Source organism: Alkalicella caledoniensis, from assembly GCF_014467015.1.
Lineage (GTDB): Bacteria > Bacillota > Proteinivoracia > Proteinivoracales > Proteinivoracaceae > Alkalicella > Alkalicella caledoniensis.
Window position 1 is genome coordinate 2,897,328 of the sequence record NZ_CP058559.1, and the last position, 20,573, is coordinate 2,917,900.

Sequence of the window (20,573 nt, forward strand, 5' to 3'; positions counted from 1 at the left end):
ATGAACCTATCTATGTTTACCATAGCTTTTAGGCACTACTTTAAACGTATAACAAGGGACAAACTAGGAATTTTGATTTTCACTGTTATACCAATTGTCATAACAGCAATACTGAGCTATATTTACTCAAACAATACCGATGAAGCAATTATTGTCAACGGTTACAACATGGTTACAACACATATAAGCATAGGCATGCTACTTTTATTTCAATTAAATGGTGGGCTGTATGTGCTTCATTATCTGAACAACGACTTCGTAAAAGACATGAAATGGAGACTGAAATCAACACCTGTACCCACACATATCCTAGCATTCGCAGCATTAGCCAGTTGTGCAGTTTTCATGATTATTCAGGGTATACTGGTAGTTGGGTTTACCTCTCTATTCATGGAGGCTTATTGGGGTAACTATATAGTAACACTGGCTGTTATAATACTTGTGGCAATATTTTCTGTGTTACTAAATGTAATGTTCTTCTTTTTAGTTAAAAAAGTAAGCTTAACAGAGACCCTATCATGGGTAAGTGCATGGCTCATGGCTGCACTGGGTGGCCTTATGTTTGACCTTCCTCAAAATGCTTTCTTTATATTTATGAGGGAATACGGCTCACCATTTGCACTAGGACAGACGGCCATTAAAGCATCTGGATTTCTTGCACCTTCAATATCGGATATTATCATAGGTCTTGTGGGGATAGCAGTGATAATCGTAATTTTAGGACTTATTGTAATAAGGTTAGGAAGGAGGAAACTGGCATAATGACAATATTTTTCTTCGCCATAAAAAGAGCTCTCAGGGATAAATTCACCTTAGCTATCTTAACCTTATTTCCTATTCTACTATTGTTAGCACCTCCTTTTTGGGGAGAAGAAACGACCATGGGATTCAGCATGTTTGGTATGGTAATCATGTTCGTGGCTTTCATACTAGTACGTACAATAATGACAGATCGGGTAAGCGGGACAGTGACAAGAATATTCGCAGCCCCAGTATCCACACTAAAGTATTTGTCTCAAAACCTGCTAGCTTATCTAGTGATAATAATGGCACAGATATTATTAGTATTAACCATAGGTTCACAGATATATGGTTGGGGATTAGAGTTATATTTAATGCTCGTTGTATGTTATACTGTTTTTGCAGGGGCCTCCATCGGGTTTTCCCTAGCATGGAATTCAGTTTTCAAATCCAAGGAACTATCCGATGCCATCTTTAGTATCGTCATATCACTGATGGGAATCTTAGGTGGAGTATTTGTGCCACTGGAGTTGCTTCCAGACCTCATAAGGAAAATGGGTATGATATTCCCCATCTATTGGTTTTCAAATGCAATATCAATAATAACCTACCATGGAGACTTTCGATCCTTTTGGTTATCAATTGGTATAATGTTAATGTTTATAATAGCTTTCCTTCTATACGGAAGTAAAAGAAGAATAGAGTAACTGAAGGTGTAACGATGGTTGAAAAGAAAAATAGCTACTCACTAGAACTAGTAGGAATTCTATATAAAAACTTAGGTATAATCTTACTCTACTTGCTATGGTTTTTTACTGACGGCAGTGGGGTAGGATTCTTTTTCATATTATTTTTGACTATAATGATGCTGCTTAGATGGCGCTTTGAAAAACTTAAATGGACTTTGCTAATAGACCAAGCTGCATGTATAGCCATATCATTTTTTTGGTATGAGGGTATCTACGGGCTAGGTCTGATTGCTTTTGACACAATCCTACTAAAATTCCCAGTAGCAATTCTCCCAGCACTTATCTATGCCCTATATAACTTCAATGACTACTTTTTGCTAATTGTAATAGCCCAAAGCCTTTTTGTTGGAACCGCACTATTAGGCTGGAAGTTAGAAACAGAAAAAGCAGTATATCAAAGGGATGAAGATAGCAAAAAGAGGTATGAATTAGAAAGCATGAAAGATGATCTTCTAGTTGCCAACGTACAAGTGGTAAGGATGGCTGAGATATCAGAAAGGGCTAGGATTGCCAGGGAAATACACGACAACGCAGGACATGAGATAATCGCTGCCTACATGTCACTTCAAGTTGTAGAGGGAATGCTAGATGATCCAAAACAATGTAAAGAAATGTTCAGTGAATCCATGAAAAGGCTAGAAAGTGGGATAGAAAAGATAAGGGAATCTGTTCATAATCTAGCTCCACTGACCACAGTAGGTGTACAATACCTTCAGAAATTATGTGATGAGTTCACCCTTTGCCCTATCAACATTGAAGTCCACGGTGATACATCCAAAGTGCCAATCTACCTATGGAGTATCCTAGAGCCATGTCTAAAGGAAGCACTAACAAACATAGTGCGTCACTCTGATGCCAAAAATGTTCATGTTGCATTAGATGTAACCCCGTACATAGTTAGACTGTCCGTTGAAAATGACGGGGTGAAAGGAGACATAAAAGCACCAGGGATCGGTTTGAGGAACCTAAAACAAAGGGCTGCAGCTGTTGGAGGTAATATTTCAGCAGACACCAGCAAGGGATTTCGCCTAATATGTGTGCTACCCATTGAATAGAAGGGAGATAAATTATGAAAATAATTATAGTTGATGATGATAGCCTGATTCTTAAAAGCTTAGAGTTAATGCTATCTAAAGAAGATGATATAGAAGTTATCGGCACTGCTCAAAATGGACAACAAGCATTTGACCTATGTGAAAACAAACAACCCCATGTTGTACTGATGGATATCCGTATGCCAGAAGTTGATGGCATCCAAGCAACAAGACTAATTAAAAAGAAGTATCCCCACATAAAGATTATGATGCTGACAACCTTCCAAGACAAACAAAATATCCAACTAGCCTTACAGGCAGGGGCGGAAGGGTACCTACTAAAAACAGATAAGATATCAAGTATAGCAGAAAAGCTTCGCATCATATCCAGTGGAGTAGCAGTCCTAGATACAGAAGTATTAAACAAGCTAACAAGCACCGAGATCCCAAATATAGAAAAGCTCACACCAAGGGAAAAAGAAATCTTTGAACTAGTGTCCCAAGGCCTTACAAATAGAGAAATAAGCCAGCAGCTCTTCTTATCAGAAGGAACAGTAAGAAACGTAGTCTCAGTAATCATAGAAAAAATGGAAGTAAAAAACCGAACCCAACTAAGCCTGATGGCTAGGAGCTAAAAGAAAAACACAAAAGAGTCCAGGGAGAAAATAAATCCTTGAACTCTCTTAATATTGTTTTAGCAGTTTCTTAGCTGCAAATCACAAATGGTCAGACTCTACTTTTTACAAGTCATAAAAAGCTCACGGAGATAATCTCTTCTACCGTGTAAAACCCTGTGGATTATTATATCTTGGTTGATAACCCTATAAAAAACTAAATATAGATGTACCACGATAAAGCGATAGCCACTATTAACTAAACTATAATCATCTTCGGAAAGCATGGAACCCATGTATGGGAATTCTAAAAGCTTTCGAATACTATCATCGATATTGTCCAATAGCTTTAATGCACTATCGATACTATCTTCTGAAATATACGAGAAAAGTTCCTCAATATCATTTGTTGCAGTAGGGGTATATAGTAGTTTACTTCTTTTCTGCATTTATTTTTTTCCTCATTCTTGCCATTAACTCATGGTGCTCCAAAAGCTCCTTACCTTCGGAAATTTCTTTTTCTGCCACTAAAAGTTTTGACTGGAGCTTAAATCTGGCTTCCATACGCTTGTATGTTTCATGACTCATAACTACTAAATCAGCCTCACCGTTACGTGTAATATATACTGGCTCATCAATTTCATGACAATACTTTGAAAAGTTATTATAATCTTGCCTAATAGATGTAGAAGGTTTAATAATCATATAAATCACCGCCTTATACTATAATTATACACTTATTATAACATAATTATGGTATATGCAATATGCAAATCGGATCAAAAAGCTTAAGAAGACAGAAAAATATGTTAGTGAATATATAAATAGAGCAAAAAATAAATTCCTTAATGTTATCAACATCAAGGAATTTATTATATTACGTTTATAGTAGGAAGGGTTAATTTAATAAATTGTTAATACTTCCATATAGGATTTTGCTCATTAAAATTGAATATAATGCAATGAGAATTTATTTTAATACCTCTAATCTAAAAAGGAGTGAAATACAATGAATGACCTAAAACAAAGGCTTTTAAACATTCAGGCAAATGACTGGGAAATACCACAAGAAATAGATACATATCAACTGGCCTTAGAAGCCATGGAAAATATCGGTTCATTAGACCCTGTACTCAGGGATGACCTGATCTTAACAATATTATGGAAGATGATCACTGACAACATGCTCAGTAAAGAACAGCTAAGAAATTTGCTAGAACTATCATTAAGCAAAAAGCACCTATTTTGTGAGGTAAATGCCGACTCTGTATTTAACCGTGCTTTTACAGTACTTATTGTAAGGATCATTATATCCTACCACAACAATATAGAAGACTTCCTTACAGAGGAAGAAATAGTTAAAGTATATACTGATGTTATAAAATATATAAGATCAGAAGAGGATACTCGTGGATATGTAGCTGAAAAAGGCTGGGCACACGCCATAGCCCATGGCGCAGATGCATTAAGGGCACTAGCTTTATGTAATAGCATGGAGGCAGACCACCTTCAAGAAATACTAGAGGTAATAAAAGAGAAAGTATGTATTTCTTCAAGTGTTTATACCCATATGGAGAGCGAGAGGTTAGTAACAGCTGCCACAAACGTTATAGGAAGAAATATTTTAAGTGAACAAGGAATTATAAATTGGGTTAGAAGTTTTGAAGATATTGAAAAACCTTCGTCCCTCCCCCAAAGTCAATACTTCCTAGAAAATACACTAAGATTTATAAGAGCATTATACTTTAGGTTAAAATACAAAAAAATGCCGGCTAATATAATTAACCAACTAGAGAATACATCACACAACTTAAATAGTTATTTCAACAACGTGAATCCTGCCTAGTATTAGAAACAATGGGTACTTAACATGTATCAATAAGATTATTCGGAGGGAATAAAGTGAAAAAAATTATAATTATCGGTGGGGGAATAGCAGGGCTTTCTGCTGGAATATATGCTCAAAAAGCAGGATTACAAAGTGTCGTCTACGAAAAACATATAATTTCAGGTGGTGAGTGCACAGGCTGGGATCGAAAAGGTTTCCATATAGATGGATGTATACACTGGCTTACGGGAACAAAACCGGGGACCAAACTATATAAACTTTGGGAAGAAGTAGGGGCACTAGAAAATATAGATATTTATCAACCTGAGAGTTTTGGTACAATAGAATATCAAGGTAAAACAGTTACCTTGTGGACAGATCTAGACAAGCTAAAAAAACATCTAACGGAAATATCCCCTGAAGACCAAGAAGAAATAGAAAAACTAATTAAATACACAAAAGCATACCTAAATTTTGAAATGCCGTCTGATAAACCAATGGATCAGATGAGCCTGATGGAAAAAATAAAACTAGGGATGTCCATGAAGGATGTTGCCTTTGTAATGAACAAGCTACAAAAAGTTACCATAGCAGAATATGTGACAAGATTTAAAAGTCCGATTATTAGGGAAGCCCTAAAAGTGGGGTTGATGGAAAACTATTGTGCATACACCTTGCCGTTCACATATGCTACCCTAGCAAGTGGTAATGGTGGTATACCAAGGGGAGGTTCCAAGGCCTTTGCCCTACGCATGGAAGAGAAGTATAAAAGCCTAGGTGGTGAGGTAAACCTAGGCCAGGAAGTAAAAGAAATAATTATTGATAATGATACTGCCACAGGTATTATACTTGGAGATGGTGCTAAGGTATACGGAGACTATATTCTACCAGCATGTGACACTAACATAACCTTTGAAAAGTTATTAAAGGGTAAATATCAAGATGAAAGTTTTTCCCATAAATACACAAACGAGGAGACATATCCTCTCTTTTCAGGTGTTTATATAGCACTGGGAATTGACGGGGACTTATCAAGTTATACTAAGGATTTAGTATTTGAAACTGCACAGTTTCCCTTTGAAGATAAGGATATAAATCAGATATCCATGAAGAACTATAGCTACGAACCATCCTTTGCCCCAAAGGGTAAATCCCTTGTAATCTCATATATAAATGCTAACTACAAGTGGTGGAAAGAAAAACGCGAAAACTTAAAAGAATATAACTCAGAGAAAAGCTCCCTTGGAAATAACATAATTGAAGGCATAGAAACACGTTTTCCAGAACTAAAGGGTAAGATTACCCTACTAGATGTGGCAACACCCTTAACATTTGAAAGATACTGTGGAGCATATAAAGGATCTTACATGTCTTTTGGATCAACACCTAAAGGTGATCAAAAAATACATGATGGTAAAATAAAAGGCCTTAAAAACCTCTACATGGCTGGACAATGGCTAATGCCCCCAGGAGGATTACCCACAGCATTAGTAACAGGAAAATGGGCTATACAAAGAATATGTGGTAAATAGGAATGAAAAAGTCCCTGGATGTAATATTACTTCAGGGATTTCTTCATCAAAGTTCACACAAGCAGCGAACAAATATTTAGCAGTATTTCTAATAGGGAGATGAGTAAATGAATAATTCCAAAGAACAGTCTATCAAGATTTTAGTCATGGGAGGAACGGAGTTTGTAAGCAGTTCCATGGCAAAATACTTAATATCCAAGGGGTATACAGTTGATGTATTTACTAGAGGGATAAAACCTTTAAACTATGAAGGGTTAAGAAAACATCTAAAGGGTGATAGGAAATCCACCCTAGATTTAAAGGCGAACATTGGTAATGAGAAATACCATTATGTTTTTGATATCTCAGCCTATACCAAAGAAGATGTAGAAAAACTTACAAACGTCCTAGACAGGGAAAGTCTAAAAAGATATGTATTTTGCAGCTCAGGAGCAGTTTATATACCTTCAGATGAAATGGTATCTGAAGACTTTGCAAAAGGAGAAAATGCAAACTGGGGAGCTTATGGATTAGGCAAAAAAGAAGCTGAGGATTATCTTTTTAAGTTATGGGGAGATGATAAGTTCCCAATGACAATCTTTAGACCTACTTACATATATGGCGAAGATAACAACTTGCTCAGAGAGAAATATCTATTCAACAGGATATCTAAAAGTCTAGACGTGCCGATCCCCGATGGAGATAAAAAGAACCAATTCATATACATAAGTGACTTAGTAAGGATACTTGAAAGTGCTATTCATACTGAAAAATCAGCAGGACAGGCATATAACGCCACTCACCCCCAGTTAGTAACATGGGAGAAACTGGTACAAGCAGCCATAAAAGCAGTAAACATAGAAGTGAAAATCAAGAAAATAGACAGTAAAAGGGAAGACGTAAAACTTGGCGAATACTTCATATTTAGAAATATAAACTACATCCTAAGCCTGGAAAAAGCTCAAAAAGACGGCTTATATGTACCAAAAATAGATATTCAAGAAGGTATGAAATTAGCATACAAATGGTACTGTGAAGCTAAACCAGAAGTCAATAATCCAAGGATGACTAAAGTAGACTATGTATTAGAGAGTTAAACTTATTTCTAACTCAAGGCATCGCAATCTCAACTTCTCTGGCTCATTATGGTTAATATATATATGACATTAAGAATTATAATAAGTATGTTTATTATATTTTTAAACTAAGGGGTTTTATTGATGCGGAAACCATCTTCAATTTTTTCAATATTTGTCGGTATCTCTATGCTAGGTTTGTGGGTAATGCTATTAACCACGGGTCAAGTACCAGAACTAGAAACAATCCCGAAAGAAATTACTACACACATTATAATCGAAAGCATAACAGCAATACTATTGATTATCTCTGGGATCGGTTTACTAAAAAAGACACATTGGTCATCTAATTTTTATCTTTTCACAAGTGGAATGCTATGCTATACATTGGTGAATAGTGCAGGTTATTATTTACAAACAAATGACTATATTTTTGTGGCCATGTTTGGAATTATGTTAGTACTTCAATTGGTATTTTTATCCATAAGACGGAGTTCAATACCCCTTCCTCTTAGGTGGGGGATGAATACGACACATGTACAACGAAAATTCACAAAATTTAGCAAACATATGTTCCTCTTCTCCTGATTCTATGATAAAATATACATAGAAGGGAGGTGAGCTAAAAAATGAAATTATCGCTAAAGGTATATCCTAGGTGGAAAGAATGCCAAGTAGCAATAATTCAGGAACTATCCTTCCACACTACAAAGTTATATAATATTGCTAACTATATATGCACAGAAAAATACCTCCCATATATAAAACTAGATAAAGAACTAAAAACTAACTGGATGTGTGGACCACCCTAAACGAATAAGGGTTGCCTAGGAACAATCTTAGGTGGAAACTTAAATACCAAACTTCGTTTCAATAAATTCTTAGTTAAATTTTACTAAGAAGCCCCCACTTCAAGGCTCAAAGCCTAAGTGGTGGGTAGTTCACATTCATTGTATATAAAAACTGTGGGAGATGATTTAGATGATAAATAAATGTTTTGATCCATTTCCAGAATTAGAAACAGATAGGTTGATTCTCCGGCAAGTTGAGGAAGGAGATTTAGAACAATTATTTGAGATGCTCAGTGATGCTGAAGTGGCTAAGTTCGACTATTTCTATCCAATAAACTCAAAAGAAGAGGCAATGAACTTCATAGGAAGGTATAGAAAAGAGTTGGAGAAAAATGAAGAAATCACTTGGGGAGTTATATTAAAAGAAACAAATGAACTAATAGGAACTTGCTGCTTTGGTGATTTTAATGATGGTGCTAGACGGACTGAAATAGGTTATGATATAACCCAAAAACAATGGAATAAAGGATATGCAACAGAAGCCCTAAAAGCAATAATTGATTATGGGTTTAATGTTATGAACCTAAATAGGATTGAAGCAACCATAACTCCTGGCAATAATGCATCTATTAAAGTACTGGAAAAACTAAATTTTGTCCAAGAAGGAATAGTCAGAGAAAGGGATCTTATAAAGGGGAAGCTAGAGGATGGAATAATTATGTCAATTCTCAAAAGAGAGTACTAAACTAAAGAGTTGTTCATTGATGAGAAAACCTGCTTCGATCTTTATTAATTTTTGTTGGTATCTCCATGATAGGAATGTGGCTAATGCCAAATAATTAAGTTTATTCCTCTATAGGCCAAAGACCAAAATAGGATAGCTCAATCTATGCTTTAAACTACCCATAACAGATAATTAACTACCGTAGGGTGTCGGTTCCATACCGAATGGACCTCAAAAACTAGCAATTATATCGAATTATCCAACGATCAAACACGAAATTCATAATAATGGCGTAAAAAGAGGTATATTGACATCAGTCAATATACCTCTTTCCCTATAAATCAACTACAACCCCACGATTCTTCAATTGCTCAACGGCAAATCCTATTGCACTTTGTAAATTATCGGTCAACGAGAGACCTTCAGTCACCTGTAACCAAGTATCCCACTCGTCATCCCAAACAAAAACATAGACTTGATATAACCCATCTTTCCGCTTGACAACCTCAGCCATATAGTCTTTATTAAGGGAGTAAATTTCTTTAATCACTTCCATAGCATCATCTCCATTTTTAGAAAAAATATTATCTATCTATACCCGTAGAATTTGACCATATTCTAAATAAGCCTTTAATAAATCACAACAACCATATAAGGCATTTTTTTTTGCTAAATAAAAGTATATCAAAGCAGGGAATATATGTATAAAGAAGAATAATAAAACTAGCAAGTAACTATGCAGTGGATTATATTTAAACAGGAACTTGCATGGAATTTCAATTAGTCTACATCAAGGAGGGAAGTTGGTCAAATGAAAATTTCTGTACTAATTGAAAACTACTATAAAAAACATGATAGGAAGTTAAAATGTGAGCATGGTTTATCCCTCTACATAGAAATAGATGGGAAAAATATACTATTTGACACTGGGGACTCAGATGCCTTTATGGAAAATGCGCGACAAATGAATATAGACCTAGAAAAAGTTGATATAGTCGTAATATCCCATGCCCACTCAGACCACACAGGTGGGCTAGAGTCATTTTTGAAACTCAACAAAAAAGCTAAGGTATATATGAGTGAGTATGCTTCCAACGAGTATTACTTTAAAAAAGCATTCATAAGAAAATATATTGGTATTCCTAAAGAAATATTTGAAAACCATATGGAAAGAATCACCCTTATAAACGCCGTTTCTGAAATAGCTCCCAACATATACTTAGCACCAAATTCATTGGAACGCCCATTTTCACTAGGGGAATCTGGCAAAGACCTATATGTACAAAAAGAAGATAAGATGGAAAAAGACGAATTTCAGCATGAAATGTCTTTGGTTATTGTGGCAAAAGGTAAGCTGGATATAATAACAGGCTGTAGCCACAACGGAATAACAAACATGGTTGAAAATGTTACAAAATACTTCCCAAATACTAAAATTAAAACTGTAATAGGAGGCTTCCACCTCATGGGAGTGCCATTCAAAGACAGGCTAGGGGAAACCCCAGAGTACATTGAAAATTTAGGAGAAAAGATGGCCACATATAACATAGAACAAGTCTATACAGTACATTGCACAGGGAAAAAAGCATATAAGATTTTAAAGGATAGCCTGGGCGAAAATATCAGTTACATACATACAGGTGATAAAATTGAGGTGTAAAAATGGGTATAAACACAGCACTAGTAAGCTGAGGAAAAAATATATGCAATAAAATAATAGAGGCAGGGCTTACCTAGACTCAATATATGTAAGCTGTATAAAAAATCCCTTGATGTAAGCAACATCAGGGGATTTCTTCGTTTAGAAAAAGATTAGGGCTGGTACCACAAAAGCCACCCTACGAACCCGCATCCTGCATTATCTCTTCTTTCAGCTTATTATAAAACCTTTCATTAAACTTAGTCTTTGTTCTTGTTTTTTCAGACAATATTATTGCTTCACTAGGACAATGGTGCACACATTTAAAGCAAAACTCACACCTAGTTCTATCGTATTGAGGATATTCACCAATACTATTCCAACATTTTCGTATGCAATCATTAATACACTTGTTACAGCCTATACATCTATCTTTTAATAATTTGAGTTTATGTTTGTATGTCTTGCCCAATATTTTATTAGGAAAATTTAATATTGTATATAACTTAAATGAGGGAATTTTTACTTCATTTGTGCTGCCATTGAAAATATGTTCTATTTTTTTAATATCTGATTTTATCTTCTTAGCAATGTTCTCTTCATAGTCATACATAAAAGAAAATGGTGGAAACAATAACACACCGTCAGTGGCAGGTCCTTTATATACCGAATAATCGTATACATGAATATTTTTAGTTAAACACTTTTTTGTGAACTCCCTTAAAGCATTCCCTGAATATAGGCCACAAGTAGTAAAAACAAAAGCCTTCTTTGGTTTTTGATGTGGTGGCATCCTTTCAATAAATTCCATCATAGAAGTAGAAGGAGCACAATGATATGTAGGAAAAGCAAGAATAAAAAACTCGTAGTTATTTAGCAACTCATAATCATATCCCAAATCAATTGAACTCATATCTATAGAGTATAAGTCCAACATTTTGTGATATATCTCCGCGATAACTTTGGTGCTTCCTGCTCCTGAATGATATAAAATTAATATTTTATCACTTTCCACCATGTTCTACCCCCATATTCAATGTTTACAGTTGAGAAATACCTTTGCAAGAATTATATCATTTCCAACAATCTTCTGAAACAGAACATAGAAATAATATGTAAGGAGGAATAGATGATTTATAAAAGCATTAGCTAACATATTGCACTAACACCCAAAATATGGTAAGATGAACTTACAATTTCACAAACCTTATAAAGAATTAGGGTAGAGACTTAGCTCAGTAACCCTATACCAACCTGCCAGAGGGTAAGGTGGTTCAACTAAGATTTGATAAGGGGGTGCACATATGCATATAAGAAATCCAACCCCTACTTAGTAAAAAAGTAGGGGTTTCGTTATTTTTATTACAAATCATAAATTAAGGGAAGGTGTTATATAAATGAATACACAAGGTTGGATGAGGGGCCTGATGGCTAAAAACAGTAGAGTAGATGAATTTCTAAAACTGGTTACAAATACAATATCAATGGAATTTGAGATGGAGTACAATATTGAGGAAACTGAGACTAACTTTATAATTACTTTTAACAACAAATACAAAATTACCATAACACCCTACGAGGCTAAATGGATGCAAAATAAAAGTCCATATTCCTTAGATAAGCACATACTAGAAAACCTAAGGAACCAAGGACTAGAGTATGATAACAATCGAAGTCAATACGTGAAATACTGTAATGATATATTTAACTAAACTAACCACCTAGTCTAGCTGCTCAACTATAAAGCTTCTACATATTCTGCTACAAGCAGCAGGAGAATAGACAGGGTGAAGAGAAATATACTTAGGATAAATAGTTGATTATTTCGCTATGGCGTTATAATAAGAAACTAAACTGGAAGGGTGATATCATATGAAGAGAACAGTAGAAAACTTAAACGGTGATAACAAAAGGAGGGTGACTATACTTTAGCCCTCTATAAATTGGAGGTTAATAAATGTCTTATAATTGGATTAAACCAGAAGAATTTTCATTTAACTCTTTTTTGCTAATGGATAGATGGATAATCAAGATGATGTGCAACCATCACCTTGGAAACAATGAATATGACAAAAATCTTGGTATAGCGTTAGAGTACAATCCCGCAGTGAAATGGTATTTATTTCACAAATGTCCTGAATGTAAACCCATTCTAGAAAAATTGACCGAAGGTGTCCCTAAAAATCTATCCTCAGACGAAGTACGTAAGGCAGAAATAGATGCAATACGTGAAATGGAAACATCAATTGTTCTTGTTCATCCAGAAATAATGGAAAAAAACTGTGACTATATCTACGATTGGGACAAGAAGTTTCTCCTTGAACTGGCTGATTTTACAGATAAGCTAGTACTGGATATAGGAAGCGGTACTGGCAGACTTGCATTTGCCGCAGCCCAAAAAGCAAAAAGAGTCTATGCAAGTGAGCCCACAGATGCATTGAGAGAATACTTACTGGATAAGATAAAACACGAAAATATTGATAATGTCACAGTTTTAGACGGCACTGTAGAACAAATTCCCTATGAAGACAACACCTTTGACATAGTAATGTCAGGTCATGTGGTTGGCGATGATTATGAACGTGAGATTGCAGAACTAACAAGGGTTGTTAAAAATGGTGGATATATTATTGACTGTATAGGTGAAGACAACAGGAAAAGAAAACCAAATGAAGAACTACTAAAGCGAGGATTTGAAGCCTTCTACCATGTTAGTAAAACAGGTGGAGATATCTATAGATACCGTAAACAAGTAGTTAAATAAAGCAAATGCCTAGGACCTCATTTTTGAGGTCCTTAAAATTTGATTTTTATCACCACACACAACCAATGATATATGCCCTATCCTGTCTCTACCATCACAAAGACTTATTACGGTAGGGGTCGGGTTCCATACCGACCCGGACTCTCAAAATTTACATCACCGCCTATACCAAACAATTACTTCTATTGACACGAACATCTGTTTGTGTTATGATAAGGAAAAATCCGGACTTAATATGTATAGACATATTGATATATATTAGATGTAACGAGGAGGTGTGTAAATGGAAGCGGTTTTAAACAAGATTCTTGAGGAATTGCAGGGATTAAAAGAAGGTCAGACTAGATTAGAAGGCAATCTATCTAGAGTTGAGGACCGTCTATCCACAGTAGAAGGCAATCTATCTAGAGTTGAGGACCGTCTATCCACAGTAGAAGGCAATCTATCTAGAGTTGAGGACCGTCTATCCACAGTAGAGGGCAATCTATGTAGAGTTGAGGACCGTCTATCCACAGTAGAGGACAATCTAGCCGTGGTTGACAACCGTCTGTATAATGTTGAAGTGAGCCAGGCTAAGGTGGAACAGAAATTAGAGGTTATTTACAATCAAACTGGTGAACTATCGGAATTTCGAACCAAAGTAAAAAACGACTTCGAGTATCTACTGTTGGAGAATGCTATGATAAAAAAAGACATTTACCAACTAAAGCAAGCTAAATAACACGAAGTAACAAAGAGGTATCTATGGGGACCCTATAAACAAGTTACTAAAAATAGCAGCTGTGTCCTTACACAGTTGCTATTTTTAGTTCCCTATACAATAAAGCTTAAAGTAAATATGCTTCCTTGTTCGGTCTATACTAAGGTAGACCCATTTTTTAAACAACTGAATACAAGGGCCAATGCTAATACCATAGATTCCAAATCCCACCACTAAACACAACGAATTGTACCCTACCTACATCATCTCTACCATAGTGGACACTCAAAGCTAACAATAATCACCAATACCGAACAATAACGCCAAACTTGAATGAGTTGCCACGCATTCTCGTGTCTTCAGTCATGAGTTAGTGGCAACATATGTTGCTTAAAATAGATCTTATATTATTACAAATACTAGAATTATACATATACATATGTTCACATATAATTAAAGGATGTGACGTATGGGAAAAGTTATTTATGGAAGAGGGTATGTTTATACTATCCAGTATCACATAGTTTGGTGTACTAAATATAGACACAAAATACTACAAGGAAAAGTAGAAAAGACTCTAAAAGAGATAATTAAACAGATTGCACAAGACAATCAGTTCAGGATAGAAGAAATAGAAACTGATTTAGACCATATTCATCTACTTATAGATTGTAGCCCTCAACATTATATTCCCAATATAATCAAAGCATTAAAGGGAGTAAGTGCAAGGTTACTATTTAAAGCTCATCCAGAAATAAAGAAACAGCTCTGGGGTGGGCATTTGTGGAATCCTAGCTACTTTGTAGCCACTGTATCAGAAAATACACAGGAGCAAATAAGGGAATATATAAGAGGCCAAAAGACTAAATAGAAAGGGAGGCGAACCATGGTGTTAAAGGCATACAAGTATAGAATATATCCAAATAAAGAGCAAAAAGAGCAACTAGCTAAAACCTTTGGGTGTGCTAGATTTGTGTATAACTACTACTTAGCCGAAAAAATAAAGCTGTATGAAGACAAACAAGAATCTCTGTCTAAAATAGATTGTAACAACCATCTAAACAGAGAACTAAAAAAAGAACTGATATGGCTTAAAGAAGTAGATAAGTTCGCCTTAACCAATTCTATTTACAACCTGGATACTGCTTATCAGCATTTCTTTAGAAGAGTTAAACAAGGAAAAGATAAGACAGGATTTCCTAGATTTAAAAGTAGACATAGCAATAGATTAAGCTACACAACTAATTTTACAAATAACAACATAAAAATTGATTTCTCAGATAATAAAATTAAGTTACCTAAACTTAAATGGATAGAAGCCAAAGTTCACAGAGAATTTGATGGAAAAATCAAGTCTGCAAACATAGTTCAAAACTCAAGCGGAAGATATTATGTGAGTATTCTTGTGGATACAGAAGCAAAAGATCTACCACTACCGAAAGTAGATAAGACTATAGGGTTAGACTTAGGAATCAGTAATTTTCTGATAGACAGTGATGGAAATACAATTTCTAATCCAAAAAACCTACATAAACATGAAAGAAAACTGGCTAAACTACAAAGGCAATTAGCCAAGAAACAAAAAACTAGTAACAATAGAAACAAGATGAGAATCAAGGTGGCCAGGCTTCACGAAAAGATATCAGATACCAGGAGGGATTTCTTACATAAACTGTCTAAGCAAATTATCAACGAAAACCAAGTTATAGTTAGTGAAGACTTAAATGTAAGAGGAATGGTAAGGAATCATAAACTAGCTAAAGCAATATCAGATGTGTCATGGTCAGAATTCACTAGACAACTAGAATATAAAGCTAACTGGTATTGCAGAACTTACGTCAAGATAGACAGGTTATTCCCATCTAGTCAGCTATGCTCTCATTGTGGATTTAAGAACACAAAAACCAAGAGTCTATCAGTTAGAGAATGGACTTGTGATAATTGCGGAAATGAACATGATAGAGATATAAATGCCAGTAGGAATATACTGCAAGAAGGCTTGCGAGTGTTAGCATAACAAAAAACAAAACATGTAGGGTAGGAACTATCCGAATTAACGCCTGTGGAGAATGCGATGCAGTAAGGTCGGTCTGAGAAACAGGAAATTCTAGTAGTGATACTGGAAGCCCGCAATTCATTCGTGGGAGGTTCACGGCGAGGAGATAAAGATTACTTGGGAATCCAATGGCTCAACGGCTACTGGTGTTTCAGATAAATCAGGGGTAGTGATATTTGATATTGAGGAAAAGGGTGGTAAATTCACAGTAGAAGCCACTGGTTCTAACTACAAAATAACAGAAAGCGCAACATCAAAGCTACCAAGTTTAGAAGGATTTGGAGTTAAAACTATGGCTGACTACACAGTAAGCGGATATACCCTAAAAATAGAGCTAGGAGAACCAGCTTTTCCTGTAACAGATACTGAGTTAGGTTACTGGGGCTTTCTATCCTATATAATAGTTTTGGAAAGTAACTAAGATATATGATTTTAACAACATAAAAAAACTAACCAAGTAGATCGGCGAGCAACTAGCTCATACGTATGGCTTAAGGCATAAATATATGTAAATCCCCACTTCTTGACAGGAAGTGGGGATTAAAATGTATTATCCAGAATTAGTTCCTCTGACAAGAAGGGAATTTATGAGTAAAATAGAATAAAGTATCAATAAAGGGATGTATTTACGTGTAAATATGTGTTTGGAATATTTCTTTTGTGAGGGGGAGAAGAAATGGCTTTTGTAAAAAATAAGGCAAGGGTATTACTAGTACTTATATTGATTATCTCACTCAATATGATGGGATGCTCAAATCAACCTATCAATGATACTGAAAGCAAAGGTAGTGTAGAAAAAGAAGAAAATAACGAAACATATATTATAAACAGTCATGAAATTGAGCAGACACAAAACTTCAAAGGAGTGGATCATCAAGTAGGTCGAGGTCCTGGGACAGATAAATACGAGGGATATTACCTTGTTAAGAGAGGATTTGGTTATGGAATTACAGGAACAAGGACCCAAGAAGATATGTGGGTTAAATACCCCGACAGAACATATGGCTGTGTAACCCAAGAAGAATACGACAAGGTATTTGCAAAGATTGAAGCAGCCGTAGAAGATTTTAGTATTGATGATGAGTTTCTCTGGGCAATTGGCCAAACTTTAAAGAGAGTTCCCTTTACTTACTATGATAGAAATAGCCCGCTGGAAGCCGGAAGACATGAAACCTTAGGGGGATTCCAAAAAACAGAACCTACTATCCTTTATAGCATAGGTAAAGAAGACTACATTACATACAGGGCGGGTCTTGGTTTATCTGTTAAACTAGGAAGTTCAGCCAAAGATCCAAGGGATGCTTCGCCAGCCTCAGCTTATGATGTGCTTTTTAGAAAACGTAAAGACTGTGATGCATCTGCTCAGGTAAAGTTAGCTATTTTCGATATACTAGGATACGATACACAAATGATAGCCACTGCAAACCATGCTGAAGCCTATTATAAAATAGGGGGACAATGGTGGTGGGGGAGTCGATCTTATGATCTGAGTACTATTAAAGAAGGTAACAGAGTTGCAGTAAAGCATAGAGGTATAGATGAGGAAAATGTAAAAGTCAGCAATAGACCGCCTATGGAAGATTATGATATTAGCCAACAAGTTGGACAGGGCCCTGGTACTGGGAAATATGAAGGATATTATCTTATAAACAAGGGTTTTTCTTACACTATAGATGGAACTACTACAAAAGAAGATATGCTTGTAAAATACCCAGGAAGAACTTACGGTTGTGTAACTCAAGAAGAGTATGACAAAGTTTTAGAAAAGGTAGAAAGAACCCTTAACGAAACAACTTTGCCTAAGAGCATGTTATGGAGTATAGATCAGACACTAGATAGAATTCCCTATGATACCTACGACAGATACGGTGAATTGGAATCAGACAAGTGGTATACGTTGTATCAATTTCAGCAACAGTGGGGATTTATGCTGTGGGAAACAGGGCGTGATGATTTTATTAAAGTTGCAAACGGTTTAACTATGAGTGCTAAGTTGAATCTAGAAGCCAAAGACTCAGAAAATGCAACACCTACATCGGCATATGATGTTTTATTTAATAGAAGGACAGATGGTTATGGCCTAGCTTGGCTAGATTTAGCAGTGTTAGATGTACTAGGTTATGATGCTCAGATGAGAACTAGAGGGGAACACCCATTTATATATGTCAAAGCTGGTACTAGGTGGTGGAGTATGTGGGGTCATACAACAAACCTCTTGACTGGAAGAGTAATTGTTCCCTCAAGAGGTCAATATTAGCATATATAGAACAAGGCAGGTGAATCTGCCTTGTTCTTTTGCAATATGTTGCCAACCAATCTCTTAGATGGGTACTGAGCCGCTAAGATATATAATATTATGTAGGTGTTTACTTCAGATTATTAAGAATTATTCAAGGATTATATTGCCAGAGGCTAAAACATGTGAGATAATTCAAGTGTTAATGCATCCAAGGCTCGTAAGGCAAACGGAAAAGGTTGAGATGGAAATATGTATAAAGGTGATATCCCATGTACCAATGTACTGTTAAAAATAAAGGAATAAAATATGAGGTGAAAAAATGCCAAAAACAGAAAGATATGTACCTGTTAAAGGTAACACGGAAATAGTCAAAACAAGTGAAAAAATGTATATTGTTTTGTTTATAATGCTCGCTCTTTTGAGTGGGTGGATTGGACTTCTCATTGACATGGTTTTACCAGAACAATTAGAAGAGCAAACCCTTGGGATGGGAATATGGTTAGTATTACCCTTCCTATGCGGTATTGCCATAAGAGCCTTTCGAAAAGATTGGAAAGACTTAGGAATCAAACCAAGATTCAAACAAAATGTTAAATGGTTTGGTTTGGCTATTCTATTTTTCCCTGCAATTACATTATTGTTTACCCTATTAGCTTGGATTTTAGGATTAGTGAGTTTTTCATCCTTTTCAGCTGCATCCATTATACCTAGTATTGCTTCTATGTTTATTGCACTAATTATAAAGAATATCTTCGAAGATTTTGCATGGCAGGGGTATTTGACTCCGAAACTTGCAGCAGTAAAAATCAATGATTTCAAACTCTATTTAATCGTAGGTTTGGTATGGGCTTTCTGGCATGCTCCCTATTATCTATACTTTCTGCCAGATAGTATGTACAGTACCCCCTTAGATAGAATTCTTGATGCGCTTGTTAAGAGTCCCATTATTATTACTATATGGGCTGTCATTTTTGTAGAGATGACTAGAATTACACGCTCCGTCTGGCCAGCTGTTTTAATGCATACATTTGAAGATCTTATCCCTAATTTTTTGATACTTGAAGAAAAGATCATTGAGTTTAAAGGGGTAGGAAATATCTTATTTAATCCATTGACGGGTATTATACCACTTGCAGCATGTTTAGCTTTTGGCCTTTGGCTAAGGAGAAAACGAATTGACAGAGATGAGCTATTAATTTGAGTGTAGCGTTGTTTGGCTGACATCAAACTATCTTCATCTATAGAAATAGCCTAAATCACTTGTGCCTCTTTCTTCGGCCGATTATAAAGCAGCTCCATCCTCTTATATGAAAACTGAATACACGACCCAATGGCTAATACTATAACTACAGTTCAGTAAAAAACGGGTTCTGCTAGTAAAAACCTAAAAGAAAAACATGGATTACTGCTATATGTTTTTCTTTATTTTTTATCGACCTACATATAAAACAAAAAGAGATAAATTTCGTATTAACAATACGAATATGGCTTAAATAGAGGAGAATCCAAATGAACAGTTTAACACAAGCACAGTTAAAAGACCTAGACAAAATAGTAGAGATCGACAAATCTGTAATAGGACACAATGGTAGGAAAGACATGCTAAAGAAATCAATAGAATCTGAGTCATGCCTTATTTCCATGCAAGAAAATGAAATAGCTGGTTTCCTAACCTATAACACCAATTTCTTCGGATATAGTTTCATTGAATTAGTAATAGTATCTCCCCAGGAAAGAAGAAAAGGCCATGCCACAGCCCTGCTCCAACACTTTGTTAAAATAGCATCCACAGAGAAAATATTCTCATCAACTAACCAATCAAACACTAGAATGCAAGAAGTATTCGAAAGAAATGGCTTCACCAGAAGCGGAATAATCGAAAACCTCGATGAAGGAGACCCGGAATTAATTTATTTTAAACTTAAATAAAAAAGGGTATTTAGCTCTGCTACATTTGTATCAATGGATATAAAAGAACACTAATCAAACCCCTGCTTTGAAAAGCAAGGGTTATTTTTCTAGGTCTTTCTATGATATTGATTAAAAAAAGGTTATAATATAGAATACAAATAAGATTTAGATGACTATCTAATTAGAGGTGATAACC

General features: G+C 35.5%; 24 protein-coding genes. 20 read left to right on the top strand and 4 right to left on the bottom strand.

Annotation, left to right across the window (positions count from 1 at the left end; all coding sequences use genetic code 11):
* Genes HYG86_RS14245 through HYG86_RS14260 form a run of 4 tightly spaced genes read left to right on the top strand, consistent with a single transcriptional unit; the run spans position 1 to position 3,159 of the window.
* Complete coding sequence (locus tag HYG86_RS14245) at positions 1-762, top strand: hypothetical protein (RefSeq protein WP_213166250.1); 762 nt, start codon at positions 1-3, stop codon at positions 760-762.
* The gene (locus HYG86_RS14250) at positions 762-1,448 is read left to right on the top strand and encodes an ABC transporter permease (protein WP_213166251.1); all 687 of its coding nucleotides are present in this window, start codon (positions 762-764) and stop codon (positions 1,446-1,448) included. Before HYG86_RS14245 ends, HYG86_RS14250 begins: the two co-directional genes overlap by 1 nt.
* A gap of 14 nt (positions 1,449-1,462) precedes the next feature.
* A complete protein-coding gene (locus HYG86_RS14255; protein ID WP_213166252.1) occupies positions 1,463-2,545 on the top strand; it encodes a sensor histidine kinase in 1,083 nt (360 codons plus the stop codon).
* Between the two features lie 14 nt (positions 2,546-2,559).
* Positions 2,560-3,159 carry a response regulator transcription factor gene (locus HYG86_RS14260; protein WP_213166253.1) on the top strand — a complete coding sequence of 200 codons (600 nt, stop codon included), beginning with the start codon at positions 2,560-2,562 and terminating at the stop codon, positions 3,157-3,159.
* Between the two features lie 98 nt (positions 3,160-3,257).
* Here HYG86_RS14260 and HYG86_RS14265 read toward each other — a convergent pair whose 3' ends face one another.
* Positions 3,258-3,587: a type II toxin-antitoxin system RelE/ParE family toxin gene (locus tag HYG86_RS14265; RefSeq protein ID WP_213166254.1), complete on the bottom strand. Its 330-nt coding sequence runs from the start codon at positions 3,585-3,587 to the stop codon at positions 3,258-3,260.
* Positions 3,571-3,843, bottom strand: coding sequence for a type II toxin-antitoxin system Phd/YefM family antitoxin (locus HYG86_RS14270; RefSeq protein WP_213166255.1), 273 nt, complete (start codon positions 3,841-3,843; stop codon positions 3,571-3,573). The genes HYG86_RS14265 and HYG86_RS14270 overlap by 17 nt, the downstream gene beginning before the upstream one ends.
* Positions 3,844-4,147: 304 nt before the next feature.
* On the opposite strand from HYG86_RS14270, the gene HYG86_RS14275 reads away from it, so the two are divergent.
* The 6 genes from HYG86_RS14275 to HYG86_RS14300 all read left to right on the top strand — a co-directional run bounded on the left by HYG86_RS14275 (position 4,148) and on the right by HYG86_RS14300 (position 9,089).
* Positions 4,148-4,984: a DUF2785 domain-containing protein gene (locus tag HYG86_RS14275; protein ID WP_213166256.1), complete on the top strand. Its 837-nt coding sequence runs from the start codon at positions 4,148-4,150 to the stop codon at positions 4,982-4,984.
* A gap of 56 nt (positions 4,985-5,040) precedes the next feature.
* Positions 5,041-6,498: a phytoene desaturase family protein gene (locus HYG86_RS14280; protein WP_213166257.1), complete on the top strand. Its 1,458-nt coding sequence runs from the start codon at positions 5,041-5,043 to the stop codon at positions 6,496-6,498.
* Positions 6,499-6,605: 107 nt separating this feature from the next.
* The gene (locus HYG86_RS14285) at positions 6,606-7,574 is read left to right on the top strand and encodes an NAD-dependent epimerase/dehydratase family protein (RefSeq protein ID WP_246451795.1); all 969 of its coding nucleotides are present in this window, start codon (positions 6,606-6,608) and stop codon (positions 7,572-7,574) included.
* Between the two features lie 123 nt (positions 7,575-7,697).
* Positions 7,698-8,141, top strand: coding sequence for a DUF8058 family membrane protein (locus tag HYG86_RS14290; protein WP_213166258.1), 444 nt, complete (start codon positions 7,698-7,700; stop codon positions 8,139-8,141).
* Between the two features lie 41 nt (positions 8,142-8,182).
* Positions 8,183-8,365 carry a hypothetical protein gene (locus HYG86_RS14295; RefSeq protein ID WP_213166259.1) on the top strand — a complete coding sequence of 61 codons (183 nt, stop codon included), beginning with the start codon at positions 8,183-8,185 and terminating at the stop codon, positions 8,363-8,365.
* 169 nt (positions 8,366-8,534) lie between these two features.
* Positions 8,535-9,089 (top strand): GNAT family N-acetyltransferase, encoded by a 555-nt coding sequence (locus HYG86_RS14300; protein ID WP_213166260.1) that lies wholly within the window; start codon positions 8,535-8,537, stop codon positions 9,087-9,089.
* 313 nt (positions 9,090-9,402) lie between these two features.
* Here HYG86_RS14300 and HYG86_RS14305 read toward each other — a convergent pair whose 3' ends face one another.
* Complete coding sequence (locus tag HYG86_RS14305; RefSeq protein ID WP_213166261.1) at positions 9,403-9,624, bottom strand: hypothetical protein; 222 nt, start codon at positions 9,622-9,624, stop codon at positions 9,403-9,405.
* 255 nt (positions 9,625-9,879) lie between these two features.
* On the opposite strand from HYG86_RS14305, the gene HYG86_RS14310 reads away from it, so the two are divergent.
* Positions 9,880-10,728 carry an MBL fold metallo-hydrolase gene (locus HYG86_RS14310; protein WP_213166262.1) on the top strand — a complete coding sequence of 283 codons (849 nt, stop codon included), beginning with the start codon at positions 9,880-9,882 and terminating at the stop codon, positions 10,726-10,728.
* Between the two features lie 178 nt (positions 10,729-10,906).
* Here the strand turns inward: HYG86_RS14310 and HYG86_RS14315 are convergent, their stop codons facing one another.
* On the bottom strand, positions 10,907-11,725 hold the full coding sequence (locus tag HYG86_RS14315; RefSeq protein ID WP_213166263.1) for an EFR1 family ferrodoxin: 819 nt from the start codon (positions 11,723-11,725) through the stop codon (positions 10,907-10,909).
* Positions 11,726-12,104: 379 nt separating this feature from the next.
* Here HYG86_RS14315 and HYG86_RS14320 point away from each other — a divergent pair, with 379 nt between their 5' ends.
* The 9 genes from HYG86_RS14320 (at position 12,105) to HYG86_RS14360 (ending at position 20,395) form a co-directional block, all read left to right on the top strand.
* Complete coding sequence (locus HYG86_RS14320) at positions 12,105-12,419, top strand: hypothetical protein (protein WP_213166264.1); 315 nt, start codon at positions 12,105-12,107, stop codon at positions 12,417-12,419.
* A 245-nt stretch (positions 12,420-12,664) separates the two neighbouring features.
* Positions 12,665-13,471 carry a class I SAM-dependent methyltransferase gene (locus tag HYG86_RS14325; RefSeq protein WP_213166265.1) on the top strand — a complete coding sequence of 269 codons (807 nt, stop codon included), beginning with the start codon at positions 12,665-12,667 and terminating at the stop codon, positions 13,469-13,471.
* Between the two features lie 283 nt (positions 13,472-13,754).
* Positions 13,755-14,192 carry a hypothetical protein gene (locus HYG86_RS14330; RefSeq protein WP_213166266.1) on the top strand — a complete coding sequence of 146 codons (438 nt, stop codon included), beginning with the start codon at positions 13,755-13,757 and terminating at the stop codon, positions 14,190-14,192.
* A 448-nt stretch (positions 14,193-14,640) separates the two neighbouring features.
* Positions 14,641-15,042 carry an IS200/IS605 family transposase gene (gene tnpA, locus HYG86_RS14335; protein WP_213165780.1) on the top strand — a complete coding sequence of 134 codons (402 nt, stop codon included), beginning with the start codon at positions 14,641-14,643 and terminating at the stop codon, positions 15,040-15,042.
* A gap of 18 nt (positions 15,043-15,060) precedes the next feature.
* The gene (tnpB, locus tag HYG86_RS14340) at positions 15,061-16,188 is read left to right on the top strand and encodes an IS200/IS605 family element RNA-guided endonuclease TnpB (protein WP_213169294.1); all 1,128 of its coding nucleotides are present in this window, start codon (positions 15,061-15,063) and stop codon (positions 16,186-16,188) included.
* Between the two features lie 208 nt (positions 16,189-16,396).
* Positions 16,397-16,648, top strand: coding sequence for a hypothetical protein (locus HYG86_RS14345; RefSeq protein ID WP_213166267.1), 252 nt, complete (start codon positions 16,397-16,399; stop codon positions 16,646-16,648).
* Between the two features lie 255 nt (positions 16,649-16,903).
* Positions 16,904-18,484: a hypothetical protein gene (locus HYG86_RS14350; RefSeq protein WP_213166268.1), complete on the top strand. Its 1,581-nt coding sequence runs from the start codon at positions 16,904-16,906 to the stop codon at positions 18,482-18,484.
* A 301-nt stretch (positions 18,485-18,785) separates the two neighbouring features.
* Positions 18,786-19,667: a CPBP family intramembrane glutamic endopeptidase gene (locus tag HYG86_RS14355; protein WP_213166269.1), complete on the top strand. Its 882-nt coding sequence runs from the start codon at positions 18,786-18,788 to the stop codon at positions 19,665-19,667.
* Positions 19,668-19,975: 308 nt separating this feature from the next.
* Entirely contained in the window at positions 19,976-20,395 is a 420-nt protein-coding gene (locus HYG86_RS14360) for a GNAT family N-acetyltransferase (RefSeq protein ID WP_213166270.1), read from the top strand.
* The last annotated feature ends 178 nt before the right edge of the window (positions 20,396-20,573 follow it).

Coding starts and splice junctions, on each gene's coding strand:
- HYG86_RS14270 (WP_213166255.1), bottom strand. CDS start 3,843: ATGATTATTAAACCTTCTACATCTATTAGGCAAGATTATAATAACTTT.
- HYG86_RS14290 (WP_213166258.1), top strand. CDS start 7,698: ATGCGGAAACCATCTTCAATTTTTTCAATATTTGTCGGTATCTCTATG.
- HYG86_RS14275 (WP_213166256.1), top strand. CDS start 4,148: ATGAATGACCTAAAACAAAGGCTTTTAAACATTCAGGCAAATGACTGG.
- tnpA (WP_213165780.1), top strand. CDS start 14,641: ATGGGAAAAGTTATTTATGGAAGAGGGTATGTTTATACTATCCAGTAT.
- HYG86_RS14360 (WP_213166270.1), top strand. CDS start 19,976: ATGAACAGTTTAACACAAGCACAGTTAAAAGACCTAGACAAAATAGTA.
- HYG86_RS14330 (WP_213166266.1), top strand. CDS start 13,755: ATGGAAGCGGTTTTAAACAAGATTCTTGAGGAATTGCAGGGATTAAAA.
- HYG86_RS14320 (WP_213166264.1), top strand. CDS start 12,105: ATGAATACACAAGGTTGGATGAGGGGCCTGATGGCTAAAAACAGTAGA.
- HYG86_RS14310 (WP_213166262.1), top strand. CDS start 9,880: ATGAAAATTTCTGTACTAATTGAAAACTACTATAAAAAACATGATAGG.
- HYG86_RS14265 (WP_213166254.1), bottom strand. CDS start 3,587: ATGCAGAAAAGAAGTAAACTACTATATACCCCTACTGCAACAAATGAT.
- HYG86_RS14355 (WP_213166269.1), top strand. CDS start 18,786: ATGCCAAAAACAGAAAGATATGTACCTGTTAAAGGTAACACGGAAATA.
- HYG86_RS14325 (WP_213166265.1), top strand. CDS start 12,665: ATGTCTTATAATTGGATTAAACCAGAAGAATTTTCATTTAACTCTTTT.
- HYG86_RS14250 (WP_213166251.1), top strand. CDS start 762: ATGACAATATTTTTCTTCGCCATAAAAAGAGCTCTCAGGGATAAATTC.
- HYG86_RS14315 (WP_213166263.1), bottom strand. CDS start 11,725: ATGGTGGAAAGTGATAAAATATTAATTTTATATCATTCAGGAGCAGGA.
- HYG86_RS14305 (WP_213166261.1), bottom strand. CDS start 9,624: ATGGAAGTGATTAAAGAAATTTACTCCCTTAATAAAGACTATATGGCT.
- HYG86_RS14350 (WP_213166268.1), top strand. CDS start 16,904: ATGGCTTTTGTAAAAAATAAGGCAAGGGTATTACTAGTACTTATATTG.
- HYG86_RS14295 (WP_213166259.1), top strand. CDS start 8,183: ATGAAATTATCGCTAAAGGTATATCCTAGGTGGAAAGAATGCCAAGTA.
- HYG86_RS14300 (WP_213166260.1), top strand. CDS start 8,535: ATGATAAATAAATGTTTTGATCCATTTCCAGAATTAGAAACAGATAGG.
- HYG86_RS14260 (WP_213166253.1), top strand. CDS start 2,560: ATGAAAATAATTATAGTTGATGATGATAGCCTGATTCTTAAAAGCTTA.
- HYG86_RS14245 (WP_213166250.1), top strand. CDS start 1: ATGAACCTATCTATGTTTACCATAGCTTTTAGGCACTACTTTAAACGT.
- HYG86_RS14285 (WP_246451795.1), top strand. CDS start 6,606: ATGAATAATTCCAAAGAACAGTCTATCAAGATTTTAGTCATGGGAGGA.
- HYG86_RS14255 (WP_213166252.1), top strand. CDS start 1,463: ATGGTTGAAAAGAAAAATAGCTACTCACTAGAACTAGTAGGAATTCTA.